The sequence below is a fragment of the Mesorhizobium huakuii genome (assembly GCF_030160235.1).
Classification (GTDB): domain Bacteria; phylum Pseudomonadota; class Alphaproteobacteria; order Rhizobiales; family Rhizobiaceae; genus Mesorhizobium; species Mesorhizobium huakuii.
The window spans coordinates 43,374-62,614 of record NZ_BSNY01000054.1 but is presented as its reverse complement, the minus strand read 5'-3'; the positions used below and the strand labels follow the sequence as shown (position 1 = coordinate 62,614).

Genomic DNA, 19,241 nt, shown 5'->3' with positions numbered 1-19,241 from the left:
CTTGAGCAGTGGCCGATCCATTCGGCCAAAACCGGCAACATATCGCGGCCTGAACTGGCCGTCGCGCGCCGGGCACCGTACGCGTCGGCCCTTCAGACGAAGACATGCGCCTTTCCCGACACGGTGAGCCGGACGATCTCACCGACTGCCGGTGCGTCCATGCCGGGTTTGCGCAGGATCAGCGGCGTGTTGCCGATGGCGGCGGCGTCCGGGGGATCGAAGTTGTTCAGGAGCCGCACCGCGATCGTGCATGTCGAGCCGGCGAATTCCGATTCCGTCACCTCGCCAAACAGCATGTCGGGGGTGCCGGACATGCCTTCGCGCGACGTGCGTTTCAGCCCGATCTGCTCCGGCCGCAGCATGATGCGGGCGACATCGCGGCTGTCATTGGTATCGACGGCGATGCGGCCGAGCGGCGAATTGGCGAAGCCGCCCGAAATGCTCGCCGGCAGGATGATGGCGTCGCCGAGGAATTCGGCGATCATCCTGTCCTTCGGCTTGAGGTAGAGATCGCGCGGCGTGCCGACCTGCGAGAATTTTCCGTCGCGCATCACTGCCACTTGTCCAGCGAAGGACAGTGCTTCGGCCTGGTCATGGGTGACCAGGATGGTGGTGATGCCCGCCGCCTCCAGAAGTTCGGCCACGGCCTTGCGCATCGAGGCGCGCAAACCGGTGTCGAGCGCCGAGAACGGCTCGTCGAGCAGCATCAGCCGCGGCTTCATCGCCATGGCGCGGGCAAGCGCCACGCGCTGCTGCTGGCCGCCGGAAAGCTCGTGCGGGCGGCGCTTGAGGATCGCCTTGTCCAGTCCGACGATATAGGCCAACTCGACGATGCGCTCGGTGCGCTTGTCCTCGCCGCGGCCCATGCCGAAACCGATATTGTCGCCGATGGTCAGATGCGGGAACAGGGCGCCGTCCTGCGCCACCACGCCGATGCCGCGGCGATGCGCCGGGACAGCGGCGCCGCCATTGGCCAGCACCTGGCCGTCGAGCACGATGCGGCCCTGGTCCGGTGCCTCGAAGCCGGCGATCAGCCGCAGCAAGGTCGTCTTGCCGCAGCCGGAGGGGCCGACGATTGCGGTGCGGCTGCCGCTGGCGACATCGAGGTCGACACCGGCCAATGCGGCGACCGGGCCGTAGCGCTTGTGCAGGCCGCTGATTTCGAGAAAGCTCATCGTCCGGCCATCCGTTTCGACTGGACATAGAGCAGCCAGGTTAGGGGCAGCGACATCGCCACCATGATGAAGGCGTAGGGAGCTGCCGACGCGTAGTCGATCTCGCTGCTGTAGGACCAGAATGCCATGGCCAGCGTGCGGGTGCCGTTCGGCGCCAACATCTGGGTCGCCGTCAGTTCGTTCATGATGCCGAGCGCCACCAGCGCCATGCCGGCCGCGGCGCCAGGCGCCGACAGGCGGATGGTGGTCGACCACAGCGCGTTGAGCGGACGCCTGCCGAGGCTGGACGCCGCGCGCTCGAGCTCGACCGGCGCCTGGGCGATCGAGGCGCGCAGGCTGACCAGGGCGCGCGGCAGGAACATGAGGGCATAGGCGACCAGGATGGTGAACAGCGTCTGATAGAGCGGAAGCGCGATGCGCACGGTGATGGTTACCAGCGCCAGCGCAATGACGACACCCGGTAGCGAGCCGACGATGTAGTTGCAACCCTCCAGCAGGCGTTGCAGCGGTCCTGGCGCGCGGATCGAGATCCAGGCCATCGGCATGGCGGCGACGGTGGCAAGCAGTGCCCCGGCAAGCGCCAGGAACAGCGTCTGGCCCAACGCCAGGCCAATCTCGTCGAGACGCCAGACCTCGGCGCCGCCGGCGATGAGCCAGCGGCCGATGGTGATGAACGGCACGCCAAGCGCCAGCAGCGTGGTGACGACCAGCAAGAGCAGGCCCGGCGTGGTGGCGCGGCCGAGGTTCGTGCGCTGCTGGTAGCGCGCCGCGCCGGCGCCGACACGGGCATAGCGCTCTTCGCCGCGCACCAGCACTTCGAGGCCCAGAAGTACGAAGCAGCAGGTCACCAGGACGCCGGCCAGCATGTTGGCGGCCGGTCCGTTGAAGGTCGACTGGAACTGATCGACGATCGCCGTGGTGAAGGTGTCGAAGCGGATGAAGACATAGAGGCCGTATTCGGCCAGCAGATGCAGTCCGACCAGCAGCGAGCCGCCGCAGATGGCGAGCCTGAGCTGCGGCAGCACGACACGCCAGAAGACGCGCCAGGGTCCAAGGCCGAGGGCGGCGGCGGCGTCCTCCAGGGCCGGATCGAGACGGCGCAGCGCCGCCGATATGGGCAGATAGAGGAAGGGGAAATAGGCGATCACGGACACGAGCACGCCGGCCCAAAGGCCGTGCAGGCCGGGCACCATGGTGATCCAGGCGTAGGAGTGCACGAAAGCGGGGATGGCGAGTGGCGCCACGCACAGCCAGGCCCACAGCCTGGCGCCGGGCAGGTCGCTGCGCTCGGTCAGCCAGGCCAGCGCCACCGACAGCACGATGGCGATCGGCACGGTCAGCAAAACCAGCAGCGTGGTGTTGACCAGCAGTTCGCCGACACGCGGCCGGAAGACCAGCGCCGAGACGGTCTCCCAGCCGGTCTGGACCGCGATCCAGACGATGAAGGCGAGCGGCAAAAGGGCGAACAGCGCGACGAGAACAGCGGTGGTGACAAGCCAGGGCGCCGCACGCCGCCGCGGCATTCGGCGCATCTGCGAAGGCAGGCCGGCGCGCCCGAGATCGACGGCGGACTGCATCAGCTCGGACGCCCCACGGTTGCGGCGGGGTGCCGGCAATCGGGGGACCACGGTTGGAGGTCAGGAACGCAGCGTGTCGTCATCGACGAATGCCATCTCGAAAACAAAAGGCTCCCGCGGAAGGTGGATTCCCGCGGGAGCACGGTCGGTTTGTCCTTATTAGGACGAACGCCAACTAAAGCAAGCCGGCTGCCGTCATCAGGTCGGTGACCTTCTTGGAGTTCAGCGTCGTGGCGTCGACTTTCGGCGCCTGCAAGTCGGCCAATGGAACGAGCTTCGGGTTGGACCCGGCGCCCTTGCCGACCGCGTATTCGAAGGAGTTTCCGTTCTTCAGCACATCCTGGCCGCCCTTGCCGGTCACCCATTTCAGGAAGGCCTGGGCTTCCTTCTGATGCTTGCTCGAGGCGAGCACGCCGCCACCCGAAACCGAGACGAAAGCGCCCGGATCCTGGTTCTTGAAATAGTGCAGCGCGACGTTCTTGCTGTTCTCGCCGGTCTTGGCCTGATCGCCGAAGTAGTAATAGTGGTAGATCACCCCGCCTTCGATCTCGCCGGCATTGACCGCCTTCATCACCGTGCTGTTGCCCTTGTAGGGAGTGAAGTTCTGCTTCATCGCCTTCAGCCAGTCCGCGGTGGCGGCCTCGCCCTTGAGCTGCAGCAGCGCGCTGACGATGGCCTGGAAATCGGCGCCCGAGGGCGAGGCCGCCCAACGGCCCTTCCAGCTCGGATCGGCGAGGTCGAGCAGCGACTTGGGCAACTGCTCGGCCTTGAGCTTGGTCGTGTTGTAGGCAAAGACGGTGCTGCGCGCGGCCACGCCCACCCATTTGCCGCTGGCCGCCTGATAGTCCTGCGGCACCTGCGCCAGCGTGTCGGCATCGACGGGCGCGAACAGGCCGGCATTTTCGACCAGCGCCATGGCCGGCGAATTTTCCGTCAGGAAGACGTCGGCGGGCGAGGCTGCCCCTTCGGCGACGATCTGGTTGGAGAAGTCGCTGTCGCCGCCATTGCGCAGCGTGACCTTGATGCCGGTTTCCTTGGTGAAACCTTCGGCCCATTCCTTGGCCAGGCTTTCATGCTGGGCGTTGTAAACGATGATTCCGGCATCCTCGGCCGTCGCAGGACCGGCGGCCAGGCCGATTGCAAGCGCGGTGGCACCGACAAGGGCGGAAAGGGTGTATCTCATGGCGTCATCCTTGCTTTGATTGGTCTTGGCATGCCGCACCTATCGATACATGACACGAATAGTCAACATTATTTGCCTGCTTCAATCGGTCGCTGAGGCACAAAGATCGGCGCGAGGCGGACAATTCCATGTGATGACCGCCTCGACCGACGGTTTCCCGCGCGAGGTCCTCGCAAGGCCTGTGAAATCGTCCAGGCCGGGGCTGCACCTTCAGGACCCGCAAACTTTCGTGATTTGCCCGTAGTTTGGCTTGGACATTATTTCGCCGGCCACGTAACAAATCAGTGCCGAGGCACGAAAATCGGGGGAGTGAACTCTTGTGAGCGGCAAGGACGAGGCCGAGCTTTCCCGGCTGTTACGGGCCGCGATCGCGGGAGATGAAAAGGCCTATGCCGACTTTCTGCACCGGATTGCCGCGCTGGTGCGCGGCTTTGTCCGGCGCAAGATCGTGCAGGGCGGGGTCGATCCCGAGGATGTCGTGCAGGAAACCTTGCTGGCCATTCATGTGAAACGGCATACCTGGCGCCAGGACGCGCCGGTGCTGCCGTGGATTTATGCGATTGCCCGCTTCAAACTGATCGATGCGTTCCGGCGGCGCGGCCGGCGCATCGAAATCGATGTCGACGATATCGCGGAGACCTTCGCCGAGCCGGAAACAGAGACCGTCAGCGAGCGCGACATTGGCAGAGCCCTGGACGGGCTGCCACCGGCACAGCGTTCCGTGGTTTCGGCCATATCCGTGGAAGGCCAATCGATCGGCGAGACGGCAGCGAAGTTCGGCATCAGCGAGACGGCGGTGCGTGTGTCGCTGCATCGCGGACTTGCCGCGATAGCCAGGCGGTTTGGGCGGGAATGACATGAGGACCGAGGATCTCATCAAGGCGCTCGACGCCGATGCAAGCAGCAAGGCGATGCCGCTGCGCTCGGCCTGGTGGCTGGCGGCTGGCGCGGCCATTGTCATCGCGGCAATGGTTTTCCTGCTGACGATCGGCCCGCGCCCTGACTTCATGGCGGCCGCGCACACGATGCGCTTCCTCTCCAAATTCCTTTTCACCATTGCGCTGGCCGTCAGCGCCTTCGGCCTGATCCGGGCGCTGTCGACACCTGGCGCCTCAACGGCCAGGGCCGTGGCCTGGATGGCCGCGGCGCCTCTGCTGATGGCCGTGGCGGTGGTTCTGGAGCTCTTCATGGTGCCGGAGGCGTTGTGGGGCACCAGGATGATCGGCTCCAACATGATGATCTGCATGGCCTTCATCCCGCTGATCGGCATTGGCCCGCTGGCCATCTTCCTGTGGATGCTGCGCTACGGCGCGCCGACGCGGCCGGTGCTTGCCGGCGCGGTGGCGGGGCTGCTCGCCGGGGGACTGGCGGCTACCTTCTATGCCGCGCACTGTTTCGACGATTCGCCGCTTTTCGTCGCCACCTGGTACACGATCGCGATCGCGGTTCTCGCCTTGCTCGGCGCGCTCGGCGGGCGGTTTTTCGTGCGCTGGTAGCAGGATAGAAGCGACCACACCCCGTGCATACCGATCCTTAATCATGCCGGCAATTGTTTGCCGGTTGACCATATCGCGGTGCCCCCGCGCAACCTTTCCTTAAAATCGATCCTTCAGGGTTTTAACGGGAAAAAGCGATTGCCCACGGGGGTGGCACGGATCGTGAGACTACGAGGACCGATCAGGCTCGACAGACATGCAACGCCGGCGTTGCTCGTGGCCGGCTTCGCCGTGGCCGTGGCCGCGGCCTCGGCCCTGTTGTCGAGGCTGGACCTTGGCACGGACGCGCTCAGACTTTGCCTTCAAGTGTCGGTCGCGACGACAATCGGCGCGCTTTTCTTCGCCTGTCTTTTCATCGGCCGCATCTCGGAAGATCGGCGGCAGATCGCGGAGAGCGAGCAGCGTTTCCGCCGGGCGATGGAGGACTCTGCAATCGGCATCGTCGTCGTCGGCCTCGACGGGCGCATCGTGCAGACCAATCCGGCCTTCGCCTCGATGCTCGGCTACAGCCGCGAAGAGATCGAGGCGCTGACCTTTTTCGAGATCACGCATCCTGACGACCTGCATGTCGGGCGGGAGACCATGGAAGGCATCAAGGCCGGCACGGTGAACGCCTTCCAGTTCGAGAAGCGTTACCTTAAGAAGGACGGCACAGCCGTCTGGACGCATCTCGCCGGCTCCGTCATTCGAGAGGAAAAGAGCCGCCGCCCGCTCTATCTCGTTTCGCAGATCGAGAACATCGATGCACGCAAGCAGGCCGAGGCCCGCATCGCAGAGGCCGAAACGCGCTGGAATTTCGCGCTTGCCGGCGCCGGCCAGGGCGTCTGGGATCTCGACATCCGCAAAGGCGGCACGACCTACTCGTCGACCTGGGTCAAGATGCTGGGTTATGCGGATGGCGAACTCGACGGCAACCCGGATCGTTGGCTGACGATGATCCATCCCGACGACCGCGAAACCGTCGCCGAGGCGGATCGCGCCCATCTCGACGGCCAGACGGAGTTCTTCGAGGCTGAGTTCAGGATGCGTCACAAGGACGGCCGCTGGATCTGGATCCTCGACCGCGGCAAGGCCATCGAGCGCGACGGGGAAGGGCGTCTGATCCGGGCCATCGGCAGCCTGACCGACATTACCCTGCGCAAGGAGGCCGAGGAGCGTCTGACCGTATCGGCGGCAATGCTGGCCGACGAGAAGGAGCGGCTCCGGGTGACGCTGCAGTCGATCGGCGATGCCGTCATCTGCACCGATGCGGCGAACCGCGTCACCTTCATGAATCCGGTTGCCGAGAAGCTGACCGGCGTTTCGGCGGAGGCGGCTCTCGGCAAGACGCTTGGCCATGTCTATTGGGCGGTCGACGAGGAAACGGGACACAGGATCGGCGTGACACGGCCGGCGATCGGCGCGGAGGCGCCCTCCGACCAGAACAGCCGCGCCGTGCTGATCCGCCGCGACGACACACGCTGCAGCATCCGTCAGGTCGTGTCGCCGATCATGAACGAGCGCAACGAATTCTGCGGCCTGGTCATCGTCTTCCAGGACTTCACCGACGCGCGCGCCCTGCAGCGCCAGCTCGCCCACGCCGCCGCGCATGATGCGCTGACGGGCCTTGCCAATCGCTCGAGCTTCATCCGCACCATGGAGGAGCTCGTCGATCAGGCCCGCAAGGATGCCGCGGCGGCTGGAAGCACCGGCCATCAGTTCATGTTCATCGACCTCGACCATTTCAAGCTGGTCAACGACACCGGCGGTCACGCCGCCGGTGACGCCTTGCTGAAGCGGGTCGCACAAGCCGTGCGTGGCGCGCTCGGGCCTGAAGACATCGTCGCGCGCCTGGGTGGCGACGAATTCGCGGTCATCCTGAAATCGGGCTCGACCGCCGGCGCCAGGATCGCGGCGCGCTCCATCATCGATGCGATAGCTGGCCTGGATTTTGTCTGGGATGGCCGGCCGCACGCGATCGGCGCCAGTATCGGGCTGGCGGCGATCAACGCCAATTGCGGCGAGGCTGACGAGATCATCGCAAGGGCCGACGCCGCCTGCTATGCCGCCAAGGCGGCCGGCCGCGGATGCGTTTGCGTGGCGCCCGACGGCAGGATCACCGACGACAAGTCGGAGCCGCCCGCGCCGCTTGCCGCGGCGTCGTGAGCGGACGCGTCAGCGCGTCGGAACGGGGTGCTCGCCGCGATAATCGTAGAAACCGCGCCCGGTCTTGCGGCCGAGCCAGCCGGCTTCGACATATTTCACCAGCAGCGGGCAGGGGCGGTACTTCGAATCCGACAGGCCGTCATGCAGCACCTGCATGATCGACAGGCAGGTGTCGAGGCCGATGAAATCGGCGAGCTGCAGCGGTCCCATCGGATGGTTGGCGCCGAGCCGCATGGCGGTATCGATGGCGTCGACCGAGCCGACACCCTCATAGAGCGTGTAGATCGCCTCGTTGATCATCGGCAGCAGGATGCGGTTGACGATGAAGGCCGGGAAATCCTCCGAGACCGTGATCGTCTTGTCGAGCTGCTTCACATAGGTCTTGGCCGCCTCGAAGGTCTGGTCCTCGGTGGCGATGCCGCGCACCAGCTCGACCAGCTTCATCAGCGGCACCGGGTTCATGAAATGTATGCCGATGAAGCGCTCGGGCCGGTCGGTCTGCGCGGCGAGCCGCGTGATCGAGATCGACGAGGTGTTGGTCGCCAGTATGGCTTCCGGATTGAGCTGCGGGCAGAGCTGCGCGTAGATCTTGCGCTTGACCGTCTCGTCCTCGGTCGCCGCCTCGATCACTAGATCGGCGCCGGCGAGATCGGCCATCGTCGGTGCGGAGGCAATACGCGCCATCGCCTGGTTGCGCAGCTTCTCGTCGAGCTTGCCGGAGCCCACCTGGCGGGCCATGTTGCCGCTGATGGTGGCAATGCCCTTTTCAATGCGGTCGGGCGAAATATCGTAGATCAGCACCTTGTAGCCCGAAAGCGCGGAGACATGGGCGATACCCCCACCCATCTGGCCTGCGCCGATGATGCCGATCGTCTCGATCTTGCTCATTACACCGATCCCGTCCAAAGGCTTTTGCAGCCTGCTTTTTGTGCGGTGCAAACTAAAAGGGCGGGGCGACTTCGTCTACCCCACCCCAAGCATTTAATACGCTTTGCCGGAGAGCGTCAAAGCGCCTTCTGCAACTCCGGCAGAATGACGAAGAGATCGCCGACGAGGCCGTAGTCGGCAACCTGGAAGATCGGGGCCTCCTCGTCCTTGTTGATGGCGACGATAACCTTGGAATCCTTCATGCCGGCGAGATGCTGGATGGCGCCGGAGATGCCGACCGCGATGTAGAGGTCCGGAGCGACCACCTTGCCGGTCTGGCCGACCTGCCAGTCGTTCGGTGCGTAGCCGGCATCGACAGCGGCACGGCTAGCGCCGACCGCCGCACCGAGCTTGTCGGCGACCGGCAGGATGACCTCCTGGAACTTCTCCGACGAGCCGAGCGCGCGGCCGCCCGAGATGATGATCTTGGCCGAGGTCAGTTCCGGACGATCCGTCTCCGACAGCTTGTTCTCGACGAAGGTGGACAGGCCGGGATTGGCTGCCGCCTTGACGGTCTCTACGGCTGCCGAGCCGCCCTCGGGGGCCGCCTGGAAGGAGGCGGTGCGCACGGTGATGACCTTCTTGGCGTCGGTCGACTGCACGGTCTGGATGGCGTTGCCGGCATAGATCGGCCGCTTGAACGTGTCCGGCGAGACCACTTCGATGATCTCGGAGACCTGCGCGACGTCGAGCAGGGCCGCGACGCGCGGGGCGACATTCTTGCCCGACGAGGTGGCGGGAGCGATGATGGTGTCGTAGCCGCCTGCGAGCGACACGACGAGGGCTGCCGTCGGTTCGGCGAGGCGCTCGGCGAGTTCGTCGGCCTCGGCGAGCAGCACCTTGCTGACGCCCTTGAGCTTGGCCGCGGCGTCCGCCGCACCCTTGGCGCCCTTGCCGGCCACCAGCACATGCACGTCCGAGCCGATCTGCAGGGCCGCCGAAAGCGCCTTGGCGGTCTGGTCGGAAAGGCTGGCGTTGTCGTGTTCGGCGATGAGGAGAATTGCCATTTATCTGTTCCTTTCCCGATCGCTTACAAAACGCCGGCTTCGTTCTTGAGCTTGTCGACCAGTTCGGCGACGCTCTTGACCTTGACGCCCGCCTTGCGGCCGCCCGGCTCCTCGGTCTTGATGACCTTGAGGCGCGGCTTGACGTCGGCGCCGTAGTCGGCCGGGGTCTTTTCGTCGAGCTGCTTCTTCTTGGCCTTCATGATGTTGGGCAGAGAGGCATAGCGCGGCTGGTTGAGGCGAAGGTCGGCGGTGACGATCGCAGGCATCTTCAGTTCCACCGTCTGCAGGCCGCCGTCGACTTCGCGCGTCACCTTGGCCTTGTCGCCGTCGAGCACCACCTTGGAAGCGAAGGTGCCTTGCGCCCAGCCGAGCAGGGCCGCCAGCATCTGGCCGGTCTGGTTCGAATCATCGTCGATCGCCTGCTTGCCGAGGATGACGAGGCCGGGCTGTTCGGCCTCGACGACGCCCTTCAGCACCTTGGCGACGCCGAGCGGTTCGGTCTGCTCGTCGGTCTTGACCAGGATGGCGCGGTCGGCACCCATGGCGAGCGCGGTGCGCAAGGTTTCCTGCGCCTGCTGCGGGCCGATCGAGACGACGATGATCTCTTCGGCCTTGCCGGCTTCCTTGAGCCGGATCGCCTCTTCCACCGCGATCTCGTCGAACGGGTTCATCGCCATCTTGACGTTGGCGAGTTCCACCGCCGAACCGTCGGCCTTCACGCGAACCTTGACGTTCGCATCCACAACCCGCTTCACGGGCACAAGGATCTTCATTTGCCTGTCACCTCTTCACGCTAGTTGGGCGCGCTATAACAGCTTGCGCCCCTTCTGAGTTGTCGAAAGCCGACATTCCTGACTGAATTCCGGCCAGACGGAATTCTGGCCGGATGGAAATTCTGGTCTTTGCCCGTCTTGGACTGCTCCTCAACAGCCCTGGGGCTCAGACGGAGACGTTTCCGTAGTTGGGGCAACCCTTGCCGTCAATACGCTGAAAGCGGCTCAAATCGGTTCAGTTTGGGGCAGAAGGGTTTCCCCGGCCCCAGCGCGTCGTGGCCGGCGGTTCAGGCGCCGCTGGTTCGGCAGCAACCGGCGGCTGGTCTGATGCGGGAACCACGGCATCCTCGTCAGCGCCGGCAAAAAGCGGCACGCCGCGGCTGCGCAGGACCAGCACCAGCACGGCGCCTGCAATGATGCCGCCGATATGGCAGGCCCAGGAAATCTGGTCCCCACCGCCGGCGGCGAACATGACGATCTGGAACAGCACCCACAGGATGAGCGGTATGAAGGCCGGAATGCGCAGCGGGATTCGAGCGAAGGCCAGCACCCAGACCTTCACCCTGGGATAAAGGATCAGATAGGCGACGACCACACCGGCGATGGCGCCGGAGGCGCCGATCAGCGGCACTTGCGAATTCCAGGCGACAAGCCCCTGGAAGGCGGCGCCGGCGATGGCGCACAGGAGATAGAAGATCAGGTAGCGGATGTGGCCGAGCGCGTCCTCGACATTGTCGCCGAACACCCACAGGAACAGCATGTTGCCGCCAAGGTGGAAAATGTCGGCATGCAGGAAGGAATAGGTGAGGTAGCTCAGGCTTTCCGGAATGATGATGAACCGAGGATCAAGCTCGGCCGTGTTGTGAACCACGGACGGAATAAAGCCGAGGCCAAGCACGGCGGCATTGGTGAAGTTCTCGCCGCCGAGTGCGGTGGCGCAATAGACCAGCGCGTTGACCACGATCAGGCCGATCGTCACATATTGCAGGCGGATGTGGCGCAGCCTGTTGGTGTCGTAAAGCGGGATGAACATACGTGCCTGGTCCCCTCCCGCTCTTCGATGCGTTCAGCGGTTCTTGCCGGGAACCCATAGCACGTCGGCATTTCCATTGTCATTGACCGCCCGGGCGGCGACAAACAGGAAATCCGAGACGCGATTGATGTATTTCAACCCGTCGCGGTTGACGTGTTCGCGCGGGTCTTGAGCGAGCGCGACCATCAGCCGTTCGGCCCGCCGCGCCACCGTACGGGCCAGGTGCAGCGCCGCCGCCGCCGGAGTGCCGCCGTTGAGCACGAAGGATTTGAGCGGCTGGAGATCCTTGTTGAGGAGGTCGATGTCCTTCTCGACACGGTCGGTCTGCACTGATGTGATCCGCAAGGGCTCGTAGCCAAGCGGCTTGCCGTCATCAGGCACGGCGAGATCGGCGCCGAGGTCGAAGAGATCGTTCTGGATGCGCGACAGCATGGCATCGATCGCCGGGTGGTTCGCTGCCGTGTGCACGCGCGCCATGCCGATGCAGGCGTTGGCTTCGTCGACCGTGCCGTAGGCGTCCACCCGCAGGTCGGATTTCAGCCGCCGCTCGCCAGTGCCGAGACCCGTCGTGCCGTCATCGCCGGTGCGGGTGTAGATCTTGTTGAGCTTGACCACATCGCCTCCCGAACGGCGCTCACTTGCGGGTGAAATACACGGCCAGCAGGATCAGCGCCAGCGCAACGGCCTGCAGCATGACGCGCGCCTGCATCAGCTTGTTGGAGGTGACGCCGGAACCGCCGCGCATCATGTTGACGAGGCCTCGGATCAGCACGATCACCACGGCGGCCATGACCAGGATGGCGAGGATGTTGAAGACGGTTGCCATTGTTGCGTTCCCAGTTGTTGCGCGTTCAGGCGCGTCTGGCCATCAGGCGGTAGAGCATCGAAGCCGGCAGGATGCGTTTGAGCGCCGCGCCGATTTTGGCCGGCACCGTTACCACATAGTGCGGCCGCGGGCGCCGCGACAGAAGTGCATGACGCAGAACCTTGTGGACCACTTCCGGCCCGGGCTTCAGCGCCGATTGGCTGCCGCCGGCGCGCAGCCGCTCCAGCTGCGCGGCATAGTCCGTGCGGTGCACGGACTTCTCGATGTCGATGTTTTTCAGGAACCAGGGCAGGCCGTTGCTGGCGATCTTCGATTTCACCGGCCCCGGTTCGATCAGCGAAACATGGACGCCGCTGCCTTCGAGCTCCTGGAGCTGGCAGAGCATCAGAGCCTCGAGCGCATGTTTGGATGCCGAATAGGCACCGCGGAAGCGCACCGGCACCAGTCCGAGGATCGACGAGCAATGGACGAGGCGGCCATGGCCCTGGCGGCGCATCACCGGCACGAGACGGCTGGTCAAATCATGCCAGCCGAAGAAATTGACCTCGAACTGCTCCTTGAGCGCGGCCACCGACAGATCCTCGACCGCGCCGGCCTGGGCGTATGCACCGTTGTTGAACAGGGCATCGAGCCGGCCGCCGGTGCGTTCGAGCACCGCCGTCACCAGCGCCGCAACGGAGTCCGGTTCGCTGTAGTCGAGGTAGAAAGCCTCGATGCCGTCGCTTTCGAGGGCGGCGATGTCCTGGGGTTTTCGGGCCGTTGCGAAGACTCGCCAGCCTTCCGCCTTGAGTGCCCGGGCGCAATATGCACCTATGCCGGACGAGGCGCCGGTGACGATGATGGTGCGCAGTTGCTGCGCCGTCGGACTCGTGGTTTCGCCAAGGGTTGCCATTTGCCGCATTCACTTCCCATATTCGCGGCGTCGAGACAATCGAAGGGAACGCGGGTTCTTGTTGCGGAATATTGTCGCCCTGCGCCGCGTGCTCTACGACGCGCTCGGCCATTTCAACACCGATGACGGCTGGGCGATGGCCAGCCATCTGGCGATCACGTCGCTGATGGCGCTGTTTCCTTTCCTGATCTTCGCCACCACGCTGGGCAGCTTCCTCGGCGCCCAGGCCTTTGCCGACACGGCCGTGCACCTGGTCTTCGACACCTGGCCGGATCAGATCGCCAAGCCGATCGCGCATGAGGTGCTGAACGTGCTGACCGTCCGGCGCACCGACCTGTTGACCTATGGCGTTCTGCTTGCCGCCTATTTCGCCTCGAACGGCATCGAGGCGCTGCGCACGTCGCTTAATCGTGCCTATCGCGTCACCGAGACGCGCGGCATCATCTATCGCCGGGTGCAGAGCATCTTCTTCGTGCTGATCGCGACGGCCGGCTTCCTGGCGATCAGCGTGCTTCTGGTGTTCGCGCCGCTGCTGGCGCGGCTGGCGGAAGCGCATTTCGAGTGGATCAAGCCCTATACCGGCACGATCACGCTGTGGCGCTACGTCATCGCCTCGGCCGTCATCATCGGCGGATTGTTTGCCGTGCACTACTGGCTGCCGGCGGGCAAGCGCCGCTTCGTCTCGCTGGTGCCGGGCATCGTCTTCACACTGGCCGCATGGCTCATCGGCTCGACCATGTTCGCCACCTATCTCGACCATTTCTCGTCCTATGTGACGACCTATGCCGGCCTCGCCTCGATCATGATCGCGGTGGTCTTCCTCTACATCGTCTCGGCGATCTTCATCCTCGGCGGCGAGCTCAATGCCGCGATCAGCCGCTATCTGGAGGCGCGGGCGAGGGTCGGGTGAGCGGCGCCGAATTGCGGAAGTGAAGAAATGGAGGATTGAGGAAGAGACACACAGCGCCAAATATGGCCGCTTTTTCCTCAGTTCCTCAGTTCCTCAGTTCCTCAGTTCCTCAGTTCCTCAGTTCCTCAGTTCCTCAGTTCCTCAGTTCCTCAGTTCCTCAGTTCCTCAGTTCCGCAATTCTGCCCTTGGCCGGCCGCGCCGTTGCCAGGCCGACGCCGAAGGTCGTGATCGCCATGCCGACGATCTGCAACGCATTGAGCTGTTCGTCGAACAGCGCCCAGGCGATGATGGCCGTCACCGCCGGCACCAGGTAGAACAGCGAGGCGACTTTCGACATTTCGCCGTCGCGGATCATCACCATCAGCAGGAAGATGGCGCCGAGCGACAGCACCAGCACCAGCCAGGCCATGGCGAAGATCAGTTCGCCGTTGATGATGACGGTGTGCGTCTCGAAGGCGAGCGCGGCCAGGATCATCAGCGAGGCGCCGCCGATATATTGCCACATGGTCGCCGCCACGAGGTCGCCGCCGGAAGCAAAGCGCTTCTGCCAGATGGTGCCGGCGCTCATGCCGAGCACCGAGACCAGCGAGGCGGTCAGCGTCGCCGCGGTCACGCCGCCGCCGAGCGCGCCGAGCTTTGGCCACAGCACGATGACGATGCCGACCAGGCCGATGCCGAGGCCAAGCCAGTGGCGCGGCAGGATGGCCTCGCCCAGGAACTTGCCGGCAAGCACGGCGGTGATCAGTGGTTGCAGGCCTACGATCAGGGCCGAAAACCCGGCCGGCATGCCCCTGTGGATGGCCCAGAAGACGGCGCCGAGATAGACGCCATGCATCAGCACGCCGGCGCCGGCGGCGTGCAGCGCTTCCTTGCGGGTGGCTCGTTTCGAACCCAGAACGGGCATCAGGACGGCCAGCAGGATGGCCGCTATGACGAAACGGGCGGCGAGGAAGGTGAACGGCTCTGCCCACGGCATGGCGTAGCGCGCGCCGATAAAGCCGGTCGCCCACAGGACGACGAAGGTGGCGGGGATGAACCGCTTGATGCTTTGCATTTTTCCGGAGACCGCCGCGCTGGTGAGAAACTGACCGTGGCGCTGCTCTAATCCGGTTCTACCCGGTGTGCAAAACGAAACGGTTGATCCATGCATCACCGGAATTCAACCGGCAGTGCGTGAGGCGCGTGTTTGCCGCAGCTTTTTCGCCAGGTCTAGAGACCGACCATCCGCCTGATGTCGTCAGGCGATGCGCCGGCCTCGCGCAGCTCGGCAAGGCCGGTGTCGCCAAGGCTCTTCGACAGCTTTCGCCCGTCCGGCCCGAGGATGAGCCGATGGTGGAAATAGGCGGGCTGCGGAAGCCCAAGAAATTCCTGCAGCAGGCGCTGCAGGCCGGTGGCGGAAAACAGGTCCTGCCCACGCACGACACGGCTGACCCCTTGCAGGGCGTCGTCGACAGTGACGGCCAGGTGGTAGCTGGTCGGGATGTCGCGGCGCGCCACGATCACGTCGCCCCAGTCCCGCGGGCGGGCCTCGACCGAGCGCGTCGCCGATAGCGACTCATCGGTGAATTCGGTCCATGCGAGGTCCCTGCCGACACGCGCGACAGCGGCATCGATATCCAGCCGCCAGGCGAAGGGCTCGTTTTCGGCGATACGCCGTTTGCGTTCTTTCACCGGCAACGCCTTGTCGGACGTCGGATAGAGCGGCACGCCGTCAGGATCGCGTGGCCAGTCCCGCCCGCGCTTTTCGCTGTCGGCGATGAAGGCCCTGACCTCGCCACGGCTCATGAAGGCGGGATAGACGATGTCCTCGCGGATCAGCCGGTCGAGCACCGCCTCATACTCGGCGAAATGCTCGGACTGGCGGCGCACCGGCTCTTCCCAGCCAAGCCCCAGCCATTTCAGGTCGGCAAGTACGCCAGCCTCGAATTGCGGCGTGCAGCGCGTCGTGTCGATGTCCTCGATGCGCAGCAGCAGGCGGCCGTCGTGCGCCTCTGCGAGCTTCTGGTTGAGCAGCGCCGAATAGGCGTGGCCGAGATGCAGGTCGCCATTGGGGCTGGGTGCGAAGCGGAATGTCAGGAGCGTCATGTTTCAGGCGGCAATCGGGTTGTGCTGCGGTTTCGGCGATTGCTACTTTGCTGCACATCGGCGGACAAGGATACCATGCAACGCATCGCGACACTGGACGACATTGTGCGCGGGCTCGATGCGCTTTGCATCATCGACCCGCGCCTGGAAAAGGTGCGCGGCATGGCCGGCGAGGTGCCGCTTAGGCTTTCGGAGCCAGGCTTCAGGAGCCTCGCCTCGATCATCGTCTCGCAGCAGGTGTCACGGGCGAGCGCCGACGCCATCTTCGGCCGGCTGACGAAGCTGGTCGATCCGCTGACGCCGCAGGCGATCCTGGCCGCCGGCGAAGACATGTTCCGCGAAGCCGGCCTGTCGCGGCCCAAGCAGCGTGGACTGATCGCGGTTGCCCAGGCCGTGGCCGACGGGCTCGACCTCAATCACCTCTGTTCGCTCGACGCGACCGAGGCGATCACGACGATGACGGCTGTGCCCGGCATCGGCCCTTGGACAGCGGAAGTGTACCTTCTGTTTGCCGCCGGGCACCCCGACATTTTCCCCGCGCGCGACGTCGCGCTGCAGAGCGCGGTCGGCCATGCGCTCGGCATCGACCCGCGTCCACCGGAGAAAACGCTGATCGCATTGGCCGAATCATGGAGCCCGTGGCGAGGTGTCGCATCGCGGCTTTTCTGGTCCTATTATCGCGAAACCAGGGGGCGGGATGCCGCGCCGCCGTCCTGAATCTACAAAAAAGCATAAAAATCGGGGGTTTTTGACGCTTTGGGCAAGCGACAATCCGCTTCACATCCCTGTCATGTCGGGCTTACAGTATCCGCGCCGTTCGGGTCTAGAACCAAGGAGGTAAACACGTGACGGTTGCCGTATCTCCGGATGGGCTTCCAGCACTGGTGCTGAATGCGGATTACCGTCCGCTCAGCTACTACCCCTTGTCGCTCTGGTCCTGGCAGGACGCCATCAAGGCGGTGTTCCTCGACCGGGTGAACATCGTCGCCGAATATGAGCATGCGGTGTCCTCGCCGACCTTCTCGATGAAGTTGCCGAGCGTGGTCAGCCTGAAGGCCTATGTGAAACCATCCAGGCACCCGGCCTTCACCCGCTTCAACGTCTTCCTGCGCGACCGCTTCCAGTGCCAGTATTGCGGCACGCCTGACGACCTCACCTTCGACCACGTCATCCCCCGCCATCGCGGCGGTGCGACGACCTGGGAGAATGTTGTCGCCGCCTGCTCGCCCTGCAATCTGAGGAAGGGCGGCATGATGCCGGCGCATGCCAAGATGTGGCCGCTGCAGAAGCCCTATCAGCCGACCGTGCATGATTTGCACAACAATGGCCGCCTGTTCCCGCCGAACCATCTGCACGAAAGCTGGATGGATTATCTGTACTGGGATGTTGAGCTGGAGCCATAGTGTCGGCGCCTGGAGCCGATTGGCCGGCGCATGTACAAGATCACGATCGAGTGCCTTGACGTTGTACCAGCGCTAGGCCCGCAAGCCGCCGTAGACATAGAGCAAGAGTTTCGCGCCGACCGGACATGGCACGAGCAGCCCAGTTGTACCTATGCCGACGGGAAACTTCTGCTTGTCGCAAGAAATGACTTCGATGCCGATGGAAAGGCCCTGCTCGACGAATTCTGGGACTGTCTCGCTGCGTATCTTGGAGAACACGGAGCGATGAACATCCTCAGCGTCGAGCAAGTCTGAAAGTCGCCCCGATTCGCGTTAGTCGCGGGCCAGCGCGCCGCGGAAGGCGACGGCGGCCAGGATCAGGCTGGCGATGGCGTTCCAGCCGGCCAGAGACAGGCCAAGGATGCGCAGCGCGGCCTTGTCGCAGGACGGCGGCACGAATTTGTCGAGCGCGTCGAGCACGCCCTTGCCGCCGGTGTCGACCGGGCCGGCGCCCGCCGTGCAGTCGGTCGGGCCGGCCCACCACTGCCACTCGACGCCGGAGTGATAGACGCCGAGATAGAGGCCGTAGAGCATCAAGAGGCCGCCAATGCCCAGCAGGCCGCGCGTCAGCCAGGCCGGTGCGCGCAGCATCGAGGCTATCACCGCCAGCACCATCAGCGGCGCGCCGATATAGTAGGGGGTGCGCTGCTCGAGGCAGAGATGGCAGGGGATATAGCCGCCAATATACTGGAAGCCGAGCGCCGAGCCGACGGTCGCGGCCATGGCGACGGCGAGAAACAGCGCGGTCCGCGTCCGCTGGCGTCCGGTGTCGTCATTCATGGTCGCTGTCATGGGTCTTTTGTCCGTTGGTCCGGCCCGCTTAAAAAGCGTATTTGACGACGATATAGAGCAAAATCAGGGCAGCGGCCGCGGCGCCGGCGATCAGCCCGAGGCGCTTTTCGATGAATTCGCGGATCGATTCGCCATAGCGGCGCAGCAGCCACGCCAAGAGCAGGAAGCGCGCGCCGCGAGCGACGATGGCCGAGATGATGAAGATCAGCAAATTGACGTGCAGGGCGCCGGCAAGGATGGTGACGACCTTGATCGGCGGCAGGTGCGCGAGACCGGAGGTAATGAGCAGCACCAGCATCAGGCCGATGCCAGAATTCTGCCAGCGCTCGAAGGTCTCCAGGCCGCCGAAATGCTCCAGGATCGGACGGGCGATGGTGTCGTAGGCGAAGTAGCCGATCATCCAGCCGGCGATGCCGCCCAGCACCGAGGCGGCCGTGGCGGTCAGCGCATAGCGGTAGGCGCGGTCGGGGCGTGCCAACGCCATCGGCAGATAGAGTACATCGGCCGGCACGAAGAAGAACGAGCTTTCAATGAAGGCGATGATGGCAAGCCACCATTCCGCGGATTTCCTGGCCGCCAGCGACAAGGTCCAGTCGTAAAGTCCGCGAAGCATCGGCACTCCTATGCGTGTCGCCCAAACGGTGCGCAGCGGTTTCGGGGCATGCACAAACAAAGACCCAAAGCGCGCCATCCATTCAGTGGGACGCGCCTCGCTTTGATGCGCCGCCTGTGTAGAAAGATTTTCCGCGCCGCACAATGGCGGCACGGTCACGAAATCAAAAGGCGAAGATTGGTCGCATCCCGGTGATCTCGAGAATTGGCCAGTTGACGAACAGGCCTCCGACCGTATAGTCCGCGCCCATCCAGGTCGCCCGGCCTGAGCCCCTATGGCGGAATTGGTAGACGCGCTCGACTCAAAATCGAGTTCCGCAAGGAGTGCTGGTTCGATCCCGGCTAGGGGCACCATTCCACTTTATC

The 19,241-nt window shown here is 64.5% G+C and carries 21 protein-coding genes and 1 tRNA gene; 8 read left to right on the top strand and 14 right to left on the bottom strand.

From position 1 onward, the window contains the following. Nucleotides 1-92: 92 nt before the first annotated feature. From QQK95_RS28185 to QQK95_RS28175, 3 genes are all read right to left on the bottom strand, one after another. The gene (locus QQK95_RS28185) at nucleotides 93-1,175 is read right to left on the bottom strand and encodes an ABC transporter ATP-binding protein (protein ID WP_284277698.1); all 1,083 of its coding nucleotides are present in this window, start codon (nucleotides 1,173-1,175) and stop codon (nucleotides 93-95) included. Next, complete coding sequence (locus tag QQK95_RS28180; protein WP_284277697.1) at nucleotides 1,172-2,752, bottom strand: ABC transporter permease; 1,581 nt, start codon at nucleotides 2,750-2,752, stop codon at nucleotides 1,172-1,174. The genes QQK95_RS28185 and QQK95_RS28180 overlap by 4 nt, the downstream gene beginning before the upstream one ends. Before the next feature lie 175 nt (nucleotides 2,753-2,927). Next, entirely contained in the window at nucleotides 2,928-3,935 is a 1,008-nt protein-coding gene (locus tag QQK95_RS28175; protein WP_284277696.1) for an iron ABC transporter substrate-binding protein, read from the bottom strand. Nucleotides 3,936-4,254: 319 nt separating this feature from the next. On the opposite strand from QQK95_RS28175, the gene QQK95_RS28170 reads away from it, so the two are divergent. The 3 genes from QQK95_RS28170 (at nucleotide 4,255) to QQK95_RS28160 (ending at nucleotide 7,576) form a co-directional block, all read left to right on the top strand. Further along, complete coding sequence (locus QQK95_RS28170; protein WP_284277695.1) at nucleotides 4,255-4,791, top strand: sigma-70 family RNA polymerase sigma factor; 537 nt, start codon at nucleotides 4,255-4,257, stop codon at nucleotides 4,789-4,791. 1 nt (nucleotide 4,792) lies between these two features. After that, nucleotides 4,793-5,431 (top strand): NrsF family protein, encoded by a 639-nt coding sequence (locus QQK95_RS28165; protein WP_284277694.1) that lies wholly within the window; start codon nucleotides 4,793-4,795, stop codon nucleotides 5,429-5,431. Nucleotides 5,432-5,593: 162 nt separating this feature from the next. Then, complete coding sequence (locus QQK95_RS28160) at nucleotides 5,594-7,576, top strand: PAS domain S-box protein (RefSeq protein WP_284277693.1); 1,983 nt, start codon at nucleotides 5,594-5,596, stop codon at nucleotides 7,574-7,576. 9 nt (nucleotides 7,577-7,585) lie between these two features. On the opposite strand, the gene QQK95_RS28155 is transcribed toward QQK95_RS28160, so the two are convergent. From QQK95_RS28155 to QQK95_RS28125, 7 genes are all read right to left on the bottom strand, one after another. After that, nucleotides 7,586-8,464 (bottom strand): 3-hydroxybutyryl-CoA dehydrogenase, encoded by an 879-nt coding sequence (locus tag QQK95_RS28155; RefSeq protein ID WP_015315562.1) that lies wholly within the window; start codon nucleotides 8,462-8,464, stop codon nucleotides 7,586-7,588. Between the two features lie 116 nt (nucleotides 8,465-8,580). Then, nucleotides 8,581-9,510 (bottom strand): electron transfer flavoprotein subunit alpha/FixB family protein, encoded by a 930-nt coding sequence (locus QQK95_RS28150; RefSeq protein WP_032931838.1) that lies wholly within the window; start codon nucleotides 9,508-9,510, stop codon nucleotides 8,581-8,583. 23 nt (nucleotides 9,511-9,533) lie between these two features. Continuing rightward, nucleotides 9,534-10,283: an electron transfer flavoprotein subunit beta/FixA family protein gene (locus QQK95_RS28145; RefSeq protein WP_095787867.1), complete on the bottom strand. Its 750-nt coding sequence runs from the start codon at nucleotides 10,281-10,283 to the stop codon at nucleotides 9,534-9,536. A gap of 235 nt (nucleotides 10,284-10,518) precedes the next feature. Beyond that, on the bottom strand, nucleotides 10,519-11,316 hold the full coding sequence (locus tag QQK95_RS28140; protein WP_284277692.1) for a rhomboid family intramembrane serine protease: 798 nt from the start codon (nucleotides 11,314-11,316) through the stop codon (nucleotides 10,519-10,521). A gap of 33 nt (nucleotides 11,317-11,349) precedes the next feature. After that, nucleotides 11,350-11,931: a cob(I)yrinic acid a,c-diamide adenosyltransferase gene (locus QQK95_RS28135; protein WP_284277691.1), complete on the bottom strand. Its 582-nt coding sequence runs from the start codon at nucleotides 11,929-11,931 to the stop codon at nucleotides 11,350-11,352. 19 nt (nucleotides 11,932-11,950) lie between these two features. Then, nucleotides 11,951-12,142, bottom strand: a complete 192-nt coding sequence (locus QQK95_RS28130; protein ID WP_137930598.1) for a twin transmembrane helix small protein — start codon at nucleotides 12,140-12,142, stop codon at nucleotides 11,951-11,953. A 25-nt stretch (nucleotides 12,143-12,167) separates the two neighbouring features. After that, entirely contained in the window at nucleotides 12,168-13,034 is an 867-nt protein-coding gene (locus tag QQK95_RS28125; protein ID WP_284277690.1) for an SDR family oxidoreductase, read from the bottom strand. Nucleotides 13,035-13,092: 58 nt separating this feature from the next. Between QQK95_RS28125 and QQK95_RS28120 the strand changes: the two genes are divergently transcribed. Further along, nucleotides 13,093-13,944, top strand: a complete 852-nt coding sequence (locus tag QQK95_RS28120; RefSeq protein WP_027047430.1) for a YihY/virulence factor BrkB family protein — start codon at nucleotides 13,093-13,095, stop codon at nucleotides 13,942-13,944. A 157-nt stretch (nucleotides 13,945-14,101) separates the two neighbouring features. On the opposite strand, the gene QQK95_RS28115 is transcribed toward QQK95_RS28120, so the two are convergent. Next, on the bottom strand, nucleotides 14,102-14,998 hold the full coding sequence (locus QQK95_RS28115) for a DMT family transporter (protein WP_284277689.1): 897 nt from the start codon (nucleotides 14,996-14,998) through the stop codon (nucleotides 14,102-14,104). A gap of 155 nt (nucleotides 14,999-15,153) precedes the next feature. Continuing rightward, nucleotides 15,154-16,029 carry a tRNA glutamyl-Q(34) synthetase GluQRS gene (gluQRS, locus tag QQK95_RS28110; RefSeq protein WP_284277688.1) on the bottom strand — a complete coding sequence of 292 codons (876 nt, stop codon included), beginning with the start codon at nucleotides 16,027-16,029 and terminating at the stop codon, nucleotides 15,154-15,156. A 75-nt stretch (nucleotides 16,030-16,104) separates the two neighbouring features. On the opposite strand from gluQRS, the gene QQK95_RS28105 reads away from it, so the two are divergent. The 3 genes from QQK95_RS28105 (at nucleotide 16,105) to QQK95_RS28095 (ending at nucleotide 17,726) form a co-directional block, all read left to right on the top strand. Then, complete coding sequence (locus tag QQK95_RS28105; RefSeq protein ID WP_284277687.1) at nucleotides 16,105-16,746, top strand: DNA-3-methyladenine glycosylase family protein; 642 nt, start codon at nucleotides 16,105-16,107, stop codon at nucleotides 16,744-16,746. Between the two features lie 128 nt (nucleotides 16,747-16,874). Beyond that, nucleotides 16,875-17,432 (top strand): HNH endonuclease, encoded by a 558-nt coding sequence (locus tag QQK95_RS28100; protein WP_010911702.1) that lies wholly within the window; start codon nucleotides 16,875-16,877, stop codon nucleotides 17,430-17,432. Nucleotides 17,433-17,462: 30 nt separating this feature from the next. Beyond that, nucleotides 17,463-17,726 (top strand): hypothetical protein, encoded by a 264-nt coding sequence (locus tag QQK95_RS28095; RefSeq protein WP_284277683.1) that lies wholly within the window; start codon nucleotides 17,463-17,465, stop codon nucleotides 17,724-17,726. 18 nt (nucleotides 17,727-17,744) lie between these two features. Here the strand turns inward: QQK95_RS28095 and QQK95_RS28090 are convergent, their stop codons facing one another. Together QQK95_RS28090 and QQK95_RS28085 are read right to left on the bottom strand one after the other, a co-directional pair. Continuing rightward, nucleotides 17,745-18,263 (bottom strand): disulfide bond formation protein B, encoded by a 519-nt coding sequence (locus QQK95_RS28090; RefSeq protein ID WP_284277682.1) that lies wholly within the window; start codon nucleotides 18,261-18,263, stop codon nucleotides 17,745-17,747. 28 nt (nucleotides 18,264-18,291) lie between these two features. Then, on the bottom strand, nucleotides 18,292-18,876 hold the full coding sequence (locus tag QQK95_RS28085; protein ID WP_284277681.1) for a YqaA family protein: 585 nt from the start codon (nucleotides 18,874-18,876) through the stop codon (nucleotides 18,292-18,294). Between the two features lie 268 nt (nucleotides 18,877-19,144). Between QQK95_RS28085 and QQK95_RS28080 the strand changes: the two genes are divergently transcribed. Beyond that, a tRNA-Leu gene (locus QQK95_RS28080) sits at nucleotides 19,145-19,229 on the top strand. Nucleotides 19,230-19,241 lie beyond the last annotated feature (12 nt).

Excerpts from the sequence above, each read along its gene's own strand:
- QQK95_RS28185 (WP_284277698.1), bottom strand. The coding sequence starts at position 1,175 with ATGAGCTTTCTCGAAATCAGCGGCCTGCACAAGCGCTACGGCCCGGTC.
- QQK95_RS28180 (WP_284277697.1), bottom strand. The coding sequence starts at position 2,752 with ATGCAGTCCGCCGTCGATCTCGGGCGCGCCGGCCTGCCTTCGCAGATG.
- QQK95_RS28175 (WP_284277696.1), bottom strand. The coding sequence starts at position 3,935 with ATGAGATACACCCTTTCCGCCCTTGTCGGTGCCACCGCGCTTGCAATC.
- QQK95_RS28165 (WP_284277694.1), top strand. The coding sequence starts at position 4,793 with ATGAGGACCGAGGATCTCATCAAGGCGCTCGACGCCGATGCAAGCAGC.
- QQK95_RS28155 (WP_015315562.1), bottom strand. The coding sequence starts at position 8,464 with ATGAGCAAGATCGAGACGATCGGCATCATCGGCGCAGGCCAGATGGGT.
- QQK95_RS28150 (WP_032931838.1), bottom strand. The coding sequence starts at position 9,510 with ATGGCAATTCTCCTCATCGCCGAACACGACAACGCCAGCCTTTCCGAC.
- QQK95_RS28145 (WP_095787867.1), bottom strand. The coding sequence starts at position 10,283 with ATGAAGATCCTTGTGCCCGTGAAGCGGGTTGTGGATGCGAACGTCAAG.
- QQK95_RS28140 (WP_284277692.1), bottom strand. The coding sequence starts at position 11,316 with ATGTTCATCCCGCTTTACGACACCAACAGGCTGCGCCACATCCGCCTG.
- QQK95_RS28130 (WP_137930598.1), bottom strand. The coding sequence starts at position 12,142 with ATGGCAACCGTCTTCAACATCCTCGCCATCCTGGTCATGGCCGCCGTG.
- QQK95_RS28125 (WP_284277690.1), bottom strand. The coding sequence starts at position 13,034 with ATGGCAACCCTTGGCGAAACCACGAGTCCGACGGCGCAGCAACTGCGC.
- QQK95_RS28115 (WP_284277689.1), bottom strand. The coding sequence starts at position 14,998 with ATGCAAAGCATCAAGCGGTTCATCCCCGCCACCTTCGTCGTCCTGTGG.
- gluQRS (WP_284277688.1), bottom strand. The coding sequence starts at position 16,029 with ATGACGCTCCTGACATTCCGCTTCGCACCCAGCCCCAATGGCGACCTG.
- QQK95_RS28105 (WP_284277687.1), top strand. The coding sequence starts at position 16,105 with ATGCAACGCATCGCGACACTGGACGACATTGTGCGCGGGCTCGATGCG.
- QQK95_RS28095 (WP_284277683.1), top strand. The coding sequence starts at position 17,463 with ATGTACAAGATCACGATCGAGTGCCTTGACGTTGTACCAGCGCTAGGC.
- QQK95_RS28090 (WP_284277682.1), bottom strand. The coding sequence starts at position 18,263 with ATGACAGCGACCATGAATGACGACACCGGACGCCAGCGGACGCGGACC.
- QQK95_RS28085 (WP_284277681.1), bottom strand. The coding sequence starts at position 18,876 with ATGCTTCGCGGACTTTACGACTGGACCTTGTCGCTGGCGGCCAGGAAA.